This window comes from Auritidibacter sp. NML120636, assembly GCF_003185945.1.
Taxonomy (GTDB): Bacteria; Actinomycetota; Actinomycetes; order Actinomycetales; family Micrococcaceae; genus Auritidibacter; species Auritidibacter ignavus.
Map to the genome: position 1 here is coordinate 46,382 of NZ_QHLO01000012.1, position 12,868 is coordinate 59,249.

Consider the following 12,868-nt stretch of genomic DNA (forward strand, 5'->3'; position numbering starts at 1 on the left):
CCGTCACGGACGCTGAGCGACGAAGTCCTCAGCTTTCTTGATGTACCACTCCAGGGTGTCGGCATCGCTGGCGGTGGCCTTATTGACGGTATCGGGTGAAGCACCTTGGAAGAGTCGTTTCACCGGAACCTCCAAGAGCTTGCCGGTCTTGGTGGTGGGTACTGCCGGGGCTTCGATGATCTCGTCCGGGACATAGCGCGGAGAAATCCGGGTGCGAATGGCCGTGACGATATCCTGTTTGAGCTCCTCGGTCACAGAGGTGCCCGGGATGGGCACCACAAATAGTGGCATATAGTAGTCGCCACCGGACAGCTCGGCACCGATCACCATGGATGCTGCGACGCCGTCAACCCCGTCGACCACCTGGGTGATGTCAGCCGAGCCCATCCGGATGCCACCACGGTTGATGGTGGAGTCAGACCGGCCGTGAATGATGAAGCCGTTGCCAGCAGTCTCGCCGGTTGCGCTGAGTGTTTCGCCCCCGGAGAGTTCGGTGGCCCAGTCCCCGTGACGCCACAGGCCATCGAAGACGTCGAAATAGGCGGAGTGATAGCGTTGGCCATCCGGGTCGTTCCAGAAGTAGATGGGCATGGACGGCATGGGCTGGGCGACGACGAGTTCGCCGACCTCGTCAAAGACGCGCTGGCCTTGGGGATTGACGACGCGGGCATCAACCCCCAGATAGGCACCCATCAACACACCGCGACGTACCGGCCGATACGGGTTAGTGCCGACAAAGGCCGAGCACATATCGGTGCCACCTGAGTCCGAACCCAGTCGCAGGTCGGGATTAATCGCCTGATACACCCATTCCCAGGTGGTGTCGGGCAACGGGGAGCCGGTGACCATCATGGTCTTGATGCTGGAGAGATCCATCTGACGGTTGGGGAAGATCCCGGCACGTTCGGCCAGTGAGAGCAGGGCGGCGCCGGTGCCGAAGAACGTGACGCGGTGTTTGGCCAGGATCTCGAAGGTTTTGGCGGGTCCGCCGGCGGTGGGGGAGCCGTCGTAGGTGATGATGGTTGCCCCGGACATTAGCATCGCCAGCAACAGGTTCCACACCATCCAGGTGGTGGCCACCGCGTAATAGCTGCGATCATCGGGTCCCAACCCGGCGTGGATGCCACCGAGCTTGTAGAACTCGATGGTCATTCCGCCGTGCGAGTGAACGATGCCTTTGGGCTTGCCGGTGGTGCCGGACGAATAGAGCACCCACAGCGGGTGGCCAAAGGGTACTTGCTCGTATACCGCCTCGTGGGTTTCAGCAATGACCTGGGAGTACCGGGTGGAGGTGATTGAGCCCAGATCGGGTAACTCGTCGCCCAGCTCCACCCCGGCAGCGGTGAGGTGCTCATCGGCGCAGTAGCGGTCAATCAGCAGGTGATGTTCCACGGTAGGAAGCACCTCGAGCAAGGCGGGAATGGTCGGGCGCAGATCGCGGTAGGTGCCGTTGAACTCGAACCCTTCGGCGGTGATCAGCACCTTCGGCTCAATCTGCGCGAAACGGTCGGCCACACCGTGGGCGGAGAAGTCCGTATTGACCACTGACCAGATGGCACCCACCGAGGCCGTGGCCAGCATGGCCACTATGGTCTGTGGCAGATTCGGTAGTACCGCCGAGACCGCGTCCCCGGGTTGTACCCCGACTGCACGCAGATAGTGGGCCAGTGCAGCAACCTGGTCGTGGAATTGTTGCCAGGTGAGTGTTTCGGTGCCGCTGAGCTCGTGTTCACCGATGATGGCTTCGGCCTCGGGGTGCGTGGCAACATGGCGGAGCATGTTTTCGGCGAAGTTCAGACGAGCATCCGGGAACCAGCGCGTGTGCTGCATCTCCTCGCCCTCGTAAACCGTCTCGGAGCCGGCCGAGGCGATCACATCGGAGAAGTCCCAGACTTCGCGCCAGAAGTCGGCCAGGTGATCCACCGACCACCGGTGCAAGTCCGCGTAGTTTGCCAGAGTCACCCCATATTTGTCCTCGATCCGCCGAGCAAAACGGGTCATCGGATGATGGGCGGTGTGTTCAGCGGTGGGCTGCCACAATACCGGGTGTGTGGTCTCAGCGGTTGATGCCATAGCCTGGGGCTCCTTCCGATGCCGACGGAGTGTTCGCCCCTTAGATTACCGCCTGTGAGACAAAACACAACACACCTCCGGTGAGGCGTAAGCCAGTTGTGGGGTGGCGGGGTGGTCCTCGTGCTGTTCGTAGAGCACACCGTCCTGTAGCACCACGGTGCGGTCCATTACCGCAAGCATCGACCGGTCGTGGGTAATAATCACCGAGGCGAGATTCAACTCGCGGGTCAGTTCGGACAGCAACGTCATGATCCGGGTGGACAGCTCGTGGTCTAGGGCCGAGGTGGGCTCATCGGCCAGGAGCACGTCGGGCTCACCCATCAGTGCCCGGGCGATATTGACACGCTGTTTCTGACCGCCGGAGAGCTGGGAGGTGTTGCGGGACCCGTAGCCGGGCAGACCAACCCGTTCCAATAGCTGTTCGGCCCGAGACCGACGGGCGCGCAGGGCCCGACCGCGCACACCGCGCAGGTGCTCGGTGATCAGTAACTGATCCATCACGGTCAGCGAGCTCAATAAATTCGGTTGCTGGAAAATGAAACCAATGTGATTCAGCCGTACCCGGGCCCGTTCCGACGCCGAGGCGGAGGAGATGTCATCGCCGGCGATGATCACCTCGCCGCTGGTGGGGGCGATCAAGCCGGCGGCGATGGACAGTAACGTGGACTTACCAGATCCGGATTCTCCCAGCAGTCCGGTGACGTCACCGGGGTGGGCGGTGAGGTCGACGTGGTCCAGGGCGGTGATGTCGGAGTCTCCGTCGGGGAAGATCTGGGTGATCTGGTTCAGTTGCAGAGTTGGTGTCGTCAGTGTCGATGCAGTCATGATGTCTCCTGTGTGCAGAGAGGGCAGAAGCCTGGTTGGGGTCGGTGGCTGGTGGCTAGGCTGCGGTGCCTAGGGCTTCGAGTGGGTTGACGGTGGCGACCTTGCGGGTGGCGATCAGTCCGCCGATCATGCCCAGCGCCCAGATACCGACCATCGGGCCGAACAGGGTCAGCCAGGTGAGTTCGAACGGTAGGACACCGGCTGCTAGTGCGCCGAGTCCGCTACCGGCCAGGGTGCCGATGATGACGCCGACGGCCAAAATGATGCCGGCTTGACCCAGGGCATCTTTGAACAGATAGGTCCCGGAGGCTCCCAGGGCGCGAAGCACCGACAGCTCGCGGGTGCGTTGCAAGGTCCAGACGGTCAGAAAGGAGACGATGACCAGAGCAGAAATCACGTAGAGGAAGCCCTGCATGCTCACCAGCGAACCCTGTTCGGATTGGTGGGCTGGCAGTGCAGAGAAAGATTCCTGGGGGGTCACTGCCAGGGTGTCGGTGTTTTCGGCGGTGGTGGACCACGAGCCATCGGCCTCGTCGGGCTCGGTGCCCTGGACCAACAGCACGGTGCCCACAACGGTCTCGGCATCGGCTTGCTGGTGGGTGGCGGCCGCCCAGGTGTCGGTGTCGGTCCAGACCACCGGGGAGTGTGAGTAGTACTCATCCTCGCTCATACCGGCGACCTCGACCTGTTCAGAGCCGACCGTGATGGTCTCGCCGACGCGCAACTCGTGGTCATCCGCCACCGACTGGGACACCAGAGCGGTGCCGGGCCGAACGGTTTCCCCTGAGGGGATCGCGGTTCCCTCCGGCAGAGACAGCAGAGCGATCGAGGAGGTGAAGTCGGTCTCCATCGTGGTTTGGCTAGCACCCAGACCGGCGACGTGATCTACACCGTTGGCCTCGGCCCAGTCCTCGGCCTGGCTGGCGGTGATCTGGGAATTGGCGAAGCTGGGGTCGGCGGTAGAGCCGTCTGGGTTTTGTTCTGCGGAGAACACCACCCGGTCGGCGTCCAGGGCCTGTAACGCGGAGGTGTTCTGGGCGCCGAGTCCGGCGGTGAGCCCGGTCAGCATAATCAGCAACAGGGTCATCATCGCGATCACTGCGGTGATCAGGCTGAACCTGCCTTTGGCATGGAATATTTCACGAACAGCAAGAAACATGGGGTTCCTTTCGTTGACTCACCAGCTATGCCTTCTAGTCTTCGCGTGAGGAAGAGCAGACACATCGGCTAACCGGTTGGAACCTGGCTCAACCTTTTGGTTGATGCACTCGGTGAGAAACCCGACTACGCTGACAATACGTGACCGTTGCGACACCCGAGCCCGTAGCGCATCTGACCACCGGCCATCCGGCTCCGGTGGAGTCGGTGATGCGCTGGTTGCGGGTGGTGTTGCACGTGATGTTTGCGTTTCTGCTGGTCTTCGCCACGATCCGAGCCGTGCTCTGCGAAACGCTGAGCTCTGGGATGCAGATCACGGTCGTCGTCTTGGCTGTGATGGTTGCTGCCATCTATGTGGCCGGCACCGTCTGGGAACGCCGAGTCGGGCTCGCTGCGTCCAGGCTGGCTTCCCGTTATGCGCCCGTGTGGCTCGTGGCGGTCATCGGTGGCTGGACGATGCTGTGTTTGATCTCGGCCGAATTCATCTGGGTGATGTTTCCCTTGGTCTTCGTCAGCATTCACGTGCTGACACCCATCAGTCGACTGCTTGCTCTCGGATGCCTGCTGGTGCTGTTAACGGTCACCATTGGAGCCGAGTACCTGGCCTCCGGGGCTGTGCAGGTCGCCGGGGTGATCGGACCGGTACTCGGCACGGTGGTGGCGGTGGTGGCCTACCGGGTCTATCACGTGCTGCACGATCAGGCGGTGGGATACCGCAAGCTGGTCGAGGACCTGATCGTGACTCGACACGAGCTGGCCACCAGCGAACGTCAAGCCGGACAGTTGCAGGAACGTCAACGGGTCTCCCAAGAAATCCACGACACCCTCGCCCAAGGATTCTCCTCACTCGTGCTCCTCTCCCGGGCCGCCCAACATGCCGTAGCCGACCAGGACACCGCACGGTTGCACGATCAGCTCCACCTGATGCACGACAGTGCCGAAAAGAACCTTGCCACCGCCCGCAAACTGGTACAGACCATGGCGGATCCGGCCACGGCCACCGAGGCGCTCGACGACAACCACCAGGCGCCCACCGGGTCACAGCTGATGCGACAACTAGGGGCGATGGTGCAACGCCACCAAGCCGAAGCGCGCGCCCAACGCCAGCCGGTGGAGCTGCTGCTACGCGGTGAACCGGCGGTGGAGGACCAACAGCTAGTGATCCAGACCGAGCGGTTCACCCCGGTGCTACGCATCGCCGATCAGGCACTGACCAATGCGCTGGCTCACGCCGCGGCCTCCACAGTGGTGATCACCGTGACAGCCACCGCCGGGATGCTCACTCTCGACGTTTTCGACGACGGCACCGGGTTTGACCCCGAGGCCGTGGACACCGAGCACCATTTCGGGCTCTCGGGCATGAAGACCCGGGCCGTTCAGGCCGGAGGAGAGCTCAGTGTGGAGTCAGCCCCGGGCGCCGGGACCGTGATCGGACTGCGCATACCGCTGGGAGGCGAGGATGATTAAGCTGATGCTGATCGATGACCACCCGGTGGTCCGTGCTGGGCTCAGGGCCATTCTGGAAAGCTTTGCAGACATCAGTGTGGTCGCCGAAGGCGCAGATGGCACCGCGGCGTTGGCAGACCACCGACCGGATGGGGTCGACGTGGTGGTTATGGACTTACAGATGCGCGGGATGGGCGGACTCGAGGCCACCCGGGCATTAGCCGAAGAGGCCCAGCAGACAGGGTCAGCGCCACCGGTGCTGATTCTGACCACCTATGATTCTCAGGCCGATATTCTGGCGGCAGTCTCCGCCGGAGCGGTGGGGTATTTGCTCAAAGACGCTGCTGAGGACCGATTACACGAGGCAGTACAAGCTGCCGCCCGGGGTGATCATGCTTTTTCCTCCAGAGTCTCCCAGGTGCTGATTTCCCGGGCCCAACAACCGGCCGATACACAACTCTCGGCCCGGGAGCTACAGATTTTGCAGGCCTTGACAACCGGGGAAAGCAACCGCGATATTGCCCGTAGCCTGTTTATTTCCCAAGCAACAGTGAAGACCCACCTGGTGCATATTTATCAAAAACTCGGGGTCGATAATCGCACCCAGGCGATTGCGGTAGCCCGGGAGCAACGACTCGTCTAGCTCACGCGCACCACAATATTGCCGATGGCATGCCCGGATTCGACGGTGGCGACCGCCTCGGCGACCCGATCCCAGTCGAGGATCTCTGAGACCACCGGCAAGGTCGGGTGCTGGGTCAGCTGGGTGGCGATGCGGGAAAAGATCTCGCGACGGCGGTGTCGGGTCACTCCACTGCCACCCAGGGTGGTGGCCAATGCTGGGTCGGCCACCGAGCGAATGCGCGGTGGGCAGTGGTCTCCGGCCAGCAAGGTAGCCGCTGCGGTGAGGGTTTGGCCCCCGACGGTGTCAAACACTGCAGCGATGGTGGGGGATTTTTGATCAGAGACAGCCTCAAGGGCCCCCGTTGGCACGTGGCTGGCGCCCAAGGACTCGACCAGTTCTTTTTTACTCTCCGAGGCCACCCCCACCACCCTGAGGCCGCGCCAGGTGGCTAATCCGGTCACCGCCGAGCCCACACCTCCGCCGGCCCCCAGTACGAGCAGTGTCTCGCCACGACTGAGCCCGGCTTGTTCGAGTTCGGCCAGCCCATCCCAGGCGGTGCCCACAGAGGTCGGAATACAGCAGGCTTGGGCAGCGCTCAATCCCTGAGGTATCGGGGTTGCGGAGGTAGCGGTCAGGAGTGTGTACTCGCCCAGGGTGCCCACTTCGGCAGCGGCCGAGCCGAAGACCCGGGTGCCCACCGGAATCTGAGTCGCGACCTCCGGGGTGAGACCGGGTCCGAGGCTGACCACGGTCCCGGCGGCTTCCCGCCCCATGGCCATGGGGAATCTGACGGGAAATGACCCGGTGCGGGCCCCGGACCGGACCTTGAGGTCTCCGGGATTCAGTCCCGAGGCCTCAGTGCGGATCAGCACCGTGTTCTCGGTGACCTCCGGGACCTCGACGTCGAGCACGCCGGAGACCTCGGGGCCACCGTAGCGGGTAAATCCATAGATCTGCATGGGTTCACCCTAGCTGGCACCCCGGACCACTAGCGGGCGAAACGAGTCAGCCGCAGTGAATTGGCCACCACCAGCACCGAGCTCAGTGCCATCGCGGCCCCGGCAATCATCGGGGACAGTAGCCCGAAGGCTGCCACCGGGAGGGCGAGCACGTTATAGGCGAATGCCCAGAACAGATTGGACTTAATCACCCGGAGCGTTTTCCGAGACAGCTGGATCGCCTGGGTGATCTGCCCCAGCGAGGATCCCATCACGGTGATCTGTGCGGCCTGACGGGCCACATCGGTGCCTGAGGCCATCGCGATGCCCAAATCGGCTTGGGCCAGGGCCGGGGCATCGTTAACGCCATCACCCACCATCGCCACGGTCTCGCCAGCTTCTTGGAGTTCGCGGATCTTGGCAACCTTGTCCTCGGGGTGAACTCCGGCGACGACGTGGTCGGTGTTGATGCCCACCTGACTGGCGACCCAGGTGGCCACCGAGCGGTTATCCCCGGTCAGCAACATGGGGGTCAGGTCCATCTCCGTTAGGTCTGCGATCGCCACATCGGCGGAGTCCTTGATCTGATCGCGGACGGCAATGATCCCGGCCGGGGCCTCATCGATGACGACCCAGATCGCGGTGGCTGCGGTTTCCTCCAGAGCATGGAAGGCGCGTTCGGCCTCCGGGGAGAGGGGGATCCCAGCCTGGTCGGTGACAAAACTGGTGCGACCCAGCACCATGCGATGATCTTCTACGGTGGCGAAGATGCCGCCACCAGCGGTGGCGGAGAACTCGGTGGCCTTCGGTAGGTGGCCGAGTTGCTGGCCGGCGTCGACGATGGCGTGGGCGATGGGGTGTTCGGAGCCGGCCTCCGCGGCGGCGGCCAACCGGAGAATCTCCTCGGAAGAGAAACGCTCATCCAAGCTGGTGGCCTCAGACACCGACATCGAACCTCGGGTGATGGTGCCGGTCTTGTCGAAGACCACCGAGGTGATCTGGCGAGTGTCTTCTAAGACTTCCGGGCCGCGGATCAATATGCCCAGCTGGGAGGCACGGCCGGTGCCGGCCAACAGCGCCACCGGGGTGGCCAGACCCAAGGCGCACGGGCACGCGATAATGAGTACCGTGACCGCGGCGTGGAAGGCCTGCTGCCCGGTGCCGAAGACCAGCCACAAGATCAAAGTGAGTGCGGCGATGACCAGTACGATCGGGACGAAGACCGCCGAGATGCGGTCGGCGATCCGGGCAATGGGGGCCTTCTGTGACTGGGCATCGGAGACTAGTTGCCCCATGTGTGACAGGGTGGTGTCCTCGCCGGTGCGGGTCACCCGAACGAGAAGACGACCCGAAGAGTTGATGGTCGCCCCGGTGACCGTATCATCGGGGCCGACTTCAACCGGGACGGATTCTCCGGTGATCAACGATGTATCAACGGCGGAATGACCGGAGACCACGTAGCCGTCGGTGGCGATTTTATCCCCGGGCCGGACCACAAACTCGTCCCCGATCTGCAGTTGGCTGGCCGGAATCTCGACCTCGGTGCCCTCACGGACCACCACCGCGGTTTCGGGCGCTAACGTCAGCAACTCTCGCAGCGCGTCCCCGGCGCGGTGCTTGGCGCGATCTTCTAGCCAGCGGCCAAGCAGCAAGAAGGTCGTGACCACTCCGGCGGTCTCAAAATACAGCTGATGGTCGTGGTGGCCGGGGACCGCGGTCATCATCGGGTCCATCACCAGCCCGATGGTGGAATAGGTCCAGGCCGCCAACACGCCCAGCGACACCAGCGTGTCCATCGTCGACGCGCCGTGCCGGGCCGCTGCGAACGCTGCAGAGTGAAAAGGCCAGGCGGTATAAAACACCACCGGAGTGGACAGCACCAGCGCCACCCAGCCCCAGTGGGGAAACTGGGCGAACGAAAACATCGAGATGATAAACAACGGCACGGTCAGGATCGCCGCCACGATGAAGCGGGGTTTCAGCGTGCTGGCCGATGGGCCGTGGTTCATATGGTCTTCACCGGAGTGTTGATCCTGCCCGTCGTGGTGGTCGTGCTCAGCGTGGTGTTCATGCCCACTGTGGTGGTGTGGGCTGTGGTGCACTTCGGCGTCATAGCCGGCCGAGGCCACCGCGTCAATCAGTTGCTGGTCGGTGACCTGTTCGGGGGCCTGCACGCGAGCGTTATTCAGCGGCAGGTTGACGGTGGCCGAGACCCCGGGGAGTTTGGTGAGTTTCCGTTCCACCCGGGAGACACAGGATGCGCAGGACATCCCGGAAATATCGAGGGTGACGGACCGGTCATCGCCGGTGTGGGGCGTGTCCGCGGAGCCGTGGTGGGTCGAGTCGTTGGACGGGGTGGTCATCTCAGTGTCCTTCGTAGTGTGTGTCAACTCAGTGTGCGTCAACGAGGGTGTAGCCGGCTTCGTCGATGGCCTCGGCGTACTGGTGATGAGTCGGCGCTTGGGTGTCAGTGGCTACAGTCACCGTAGCGATCGAGGTGGCTTCGGGGTGCAAGTCCACCGCAACCTGCTCCACGCCGGGTAGTTGAGTGAGTTCACGGGTGACTGCCTGCACGCAATGCTCGCAGGTCATTCCCGAAATATCCAGGGTGGTGGTGGAAGTCATGGCGGGTAATCCTTCCTGTCAGTGGACTGTGTTTAGCTTCGAGTCAGCCGGGCGATTGCTGCGGTGGCTTCGGCGACCTTCTCCTGTAACTGCTGCTCATCTCCGGACGCGGCGGCTGCTGCCACACAGTGGCCCAGATGGTCTTCAAGAAGTTTCACACTCACCGCATGCAGAGCCTTGGTGACAGCAGAAATCTGGGTCAGCACATCAATGCAGTACTCGTTATCGGCCACCATGCGCTCAATGCCACGCACCTGCCCTTCGATCCGACGCAACCTGGTCTGATAACTCTGCCGATGATCGGTATAGCCATACTGATGCCGGTGCTGTGCTGTGTCCGGAACTGGTGGTGGTGTCGTGGTGCTCATCGCAAGTCTCTCCTGATGCTGGGTCGTTCACTACCCATAACTATACCCCGAGGGGGTATATTCCCGGGAGGGCCTAAACCTCTCTGGGCAATCGAATGGTGTCGGTGACGGGCCAGCTGTCGACGCAGGCCCGGGCGGTGAATCTATGATGGAGTAATGACCACCGCCCCCGCAGCGTCCTCCCCACCCCGTTCGGGCTCATTTCGCATTGAATCCTGGGGTATCTGGGTAGCGATCATCGCCGGGGCGCTGGGAGCCATGGTGGGCTGGTGGTTCTTTTCCGACCAGCTCACGCCCCTGTCCGGTTTCGCGTCCGTGGGAACCGTCACCGGTATCTCTGCCGGGATCACCGCAGCGCTGGCCACGCTGATTGGCCTGTTACTCGCCTCTGCCCCCCGCCGTGGTGCGCTGGCGTGGATGCGATCCCGGGCCTGGTTCTGGCTGGTGTTGGACTGGGTTGGGCTGATCATTCTGCACGGGGCGATTGTGATGTTGGCCAGTCTGGCGCTGTTCCGGTTATTCCAGCAATCCTTCGTGGGACTCGAAATTGACGCGATTGCCGCCACCGCCATGATCGGGATCGTGGTCGCAACTGCCGGGTATTTCGGCCTCAGCTCGGCCGCGCGCGCCTCAACGCGCTCCCTTTCCAGCCTGCTGGCAGTGTTCATGGCCTCCGGCATTATCGCCGCCATGCTCCTGGCCGAAAACCCGTATTGGTGGCACGCCTTCTTCTCCGAACTCGGCACCGGCCAGGCCGGGGTGCTGTCCTTCTGGACCTTCAACACCACCCTGACCGTCTCCGGGCTGGTGCTATTTACGCTGGCCAATTTCATCTCTCAAGACTTGCGCACCTACTCCGACGTGCGTCGGTCCACGGGCAAACGTGGAGGCTCCATTTGGATGCTACGTAGCGGGCTGATGCTCATCGGTGCCTGTCTGGTGGGGATCTCGATGGTCCCCATCAATATCAATGACCCGCTGCACACACTCTTTACCCAAATTCTGGCCGCCGTGTGCCTCCTGTTATTTGCCACCATCCCGATCTGGTTACCCGGCGTGCCGGTGGTGATCTACCTGTTTTCCTACCTGATGATCGGGTTGTCGATCTTTGCGGCGGTGCTGTGGTGGCCACTGGGTTACTACAACCTCACCGGGGTGGAACTGGCCATGGCCGGAATCCTCTTCGCCTGGCTGGTGGTCTTGATCCGCGCGTTGAACGACGCCAACGGCTACGCCTCGGACCAACCGCGTCCGCGGGCCAACACGCCAGCCGGGACCTACCCCGAGGCCACACCGGCTACCACCCCGGCCCCCGCACCCGCTGACGTCTAACCCGGCACCAACACAACCTACAGGAGCACATCAACGATGGACACTGCACACGTTGTCGTTCTGGGCGCCGGCATTCAGGGGCTGATGACCGCGGTCTCGCTCGCCGACGCCGGGCATTCGGTGGTCGTGATCGACCACGACGACTCGCTGGTGGGCCCTGCCGGTCCGCGTGCGGACTTTGCCGGTCTCGGCGCCGTGATCAACCAGGTCACGACCATCGCCCGGCCCGCGCTGGAGGAATTGATCCGGCAGGGTTTGGCCGCCCACTCGCGCGTGCACGACGCAGCACTGATGCGACGGGTTGAGGACCAACAGGGCCCCAGCCCCGAGGAGTTCCAACCCTGGCTACACCTGACCGGGGTCATCGTGCTTGCCGACCGGTCTCATCCCACCGGCCCGGCAGACCAGGTAGCCAGCACCACCCTGAGTCGCGCTGACCTGGCACAGCTGGCCCCCAGCGTGCGACTCAATGCGGGCGGTGCCGAGGCGGGCCACGCTCTGCTCATCGACTCCGAGGGCTACCTGGACGATGACCGACTCATCGCCGAACTGGTCTCCCAACTCACCGAAGCCGGGGTCGCCATCGTCGCCGGACGCCTCGAATCGATGTCATCCACCGATCGGCAGGCCCACCTGCGGCTGCGGTACCGGCTACCCGCTGACCACCCCAGTGAGCCGGGCGGCTGGGGCGAGATCGAGGAAATCACCGCCGATGTGGCAATCCTCGCCTCCGATAATGTTCCGGCGACCGGCCACGAGGTGCTGGCCGTCACCGAGCCCATCGGCGTCGATCTCCACCATGTGGTGCTCACCGCTGGAGCTGCCATCCGCCCCGATACCAGCGGGCGAATCCGGGTACGCATGGCCGATCAGAGCACGCCGGAGGACATTGCCAGCCATCTCGCCGAGGTGTTAGGCGAGCGCCCCGTGGTCGAACACCTGACCACGGTGCCACAGTCTTCGGCCGATCCGGTCGCCGGGTATACCGACCAGCACCGCAGGCTCTACCACCTCAACGGCGGAGCACTCTCGCTGACACTGGCGGCGCTGTTTGCTGAGGTAGCCACCACCGAGGTGGGCGCTCGCGGACCGCACGCACGAGATCATCCCCCGGAACCGACCTACGCCGATCACCTGCTGGCTGAGTTCCGTCCCGAAATGTCATGACATTTCGGGTATTGCCACCACGTTCTCTGCGCAGAGACCCTTCTCAGGAAGCTAGCCCATGAACATCTCAAGCATTGTTCTCATTGGAGCCACGGCTGCCATCATCCTTGGCATTGGCGGCTCTTCGTAATTGAGGGTGTGGATCAGTGATTCCAGGACACGGCGTGGCGCTGCCCGGATAGAGGTCGAGGTCTTCCGATGATGGAAGTTCTTACACAGTCCATCCGAAAGACCTCGACGTGTCCAAGCTTACTTTCTCATCTCCTGATCTCACGACGTTCTGCCGGCTCGACTCCCTTGACCTCACGTGC

Annotated in this window: 11 protein-coding genes; 4 read left to right on the forward strand and 7 right to left on the reverse strand. The window is 63.0% G+C overall.

The genetic code is table 11. The features are described 5' to 3' along the window. Nucleotides 1–3: 3 nt before the first annotated feature. The 3 genes from DCC25_RS09775 to DCC25_RS09785 are packed head-to-tail and all read right to left on the reverse strand — an operon-like array spanning nt 4 to nt 4,057. Nucleotides 4–2,073, reverse strand: a complete 2,070-nt coding sequence (locus DCC25_RS09775) for an acetoacetate--CoA ligase (RefSeq protein ID WP_110101534.1) — start codon at nt 2,071–2,073, stop codon at nt 4–6. 45 nt (nt 2,074–2,118) lie between these two features. Next, nucleotides 2,119–2,898: an ABC transporter ATP-binding protein gene (locus DCC25_RS09780; protein WP_110101535.1), complete on the reverse strand. Its 780-nt coding sequence runs from the start codon at nt 2,896–2,898 to the stop codon at nt 2,119–2,121. Nucleotides 2,899–2,953: 55 nt separating this feature from the next. Then, complete coding sequence (locus DCC25_RS09785; protein WP_110101536.1) at nt 2,954–4,057, reverse strand: ABC transporter permease; 1,104 nt, start codon at nt 4,055–4,057, stop codon at nt 2,954–2,956. A 140-nt stretch (nt 4,058–4,197) separates the two neighbouring features. Here DCC25_RS09785 and DCC25_RS09790 point away from each other — a divergent pair, with 140 nt between their 5' ends. Then, nucleotides 4,198–5,523, forward strand: coding sequence for a sensor histidine kinase (locus tag DCC25_RS09790; RefSeq protein WP_110101537.1), 1,326 nt, complete (start codon nt 4,198–4,200; stop codon nt 5,521–5,523). After that, nucleotides 5,516–6,145 carry a response regulator transcription factor gene (locus DCC25_RS09795; protein WP_110101538.1) on the forward strand — a complete coding sequence of 210 codons (630 nt, stop codon included), beginning with the start codon at nt 5,516–5,518 and terminating at the stop codon, nt 6,143–6,145. The genes DCC25_RS09790 and DCC25_RS09795 overlap by 8 nt, the downstream gene beginning before the upstream one ends. Here DCC25_RS09795 and DCC25_RS09800 read toward each other — a convergent pair. The 4 genes from DCC25_RS09800 to DCC25_RS09815 are packed head-to-tail and all read right to left on the reverse strand — an operon-like array spanning nt 6,142 to nt 10,058. Continuing rightward, nucleotides 6,142–7,086, reverse strand: a complete 945-nt coding sequence (locus DCC25_RS09800; RefSeq protein ID WP_110101539.1) for an NADP-dependent oxidoreductase — start codon at nt 7,084–7,086, stop codon at nt 6,142–6,144. The two genes, DCC25_RS09795 and DCC25_RS09800, sit on opposite strands and share 4 nt — an antisense overlap. Nucleotides 7,087–7,115: 29 nt before the next feature. Then, on the reverse strand, nt 7,116–9,428 hold the full coding sequence (locus DCC25_RS09805; protein ID WP_110101540.1) for a cation-translocating P-type ATPase: 2,313 nt from the start codon (nt 9,426–9,428) through the stop codon (nt 7,116–7,118). A 28-nt stretch (nt 9,429–9,456) separates the two neighbouring features. Continuing rightward, entirely contained in the window at nt 9,457–9,690 is a 234-nt protein-coding gene (locus DCC25_RS09810; protein ID WP_110100086.1) for a heavy-metal-associated domain-containing protein, read from the reverse strand. Between the two features lie 32 nt (nt 9,691–9,722). Continuing rightward, complete coding sequence (locus tag DCC25_RS09815; RefSeq protein ID WP_110100087.1) at nt 9,723–10,058, reverse strand: metal-sensitive transcriptional regulator; 336 nt, start codon at nt 10,056–10,058, stop codon at nt 9,723–9,725. A gap of 156 nt (nt 10,059–10,214) precedes the next feature. Between DCC25_RS09815 and DCC25_RS09820 the strand changes: the two genes are divergently transcribed. Together DCC25_RS09820 and DCC25_RS09825 are read left to right on the forward strand one after the other, a co-directional pair. Continuing rightward, on the forward strand, nt 10,215–11,390 hold the full coding sequence (locus DCC25_RS09820; protein WP_110100088.1) for a hypothetical protein: 1,176 nt from the start codon (nt 10,215–10,217) through the stop codon (nt 11,388–11,390). A 36-nt stretch (nt 11,391–11,426) separates the two neighbouring features. Beyond that, complete coding sequence (locus DCC25_RS09825; protein ID WP_110101541.1) at nt 11,427–12,557, forward strand: FAD-binding oxidoreductase; 1,131 nt, start codon at nt 11,427–11,429, stop codon at nt 12,555–12,557. Nucleotides 12,558–12,868 lie beyond the last annotated feature (311 nt).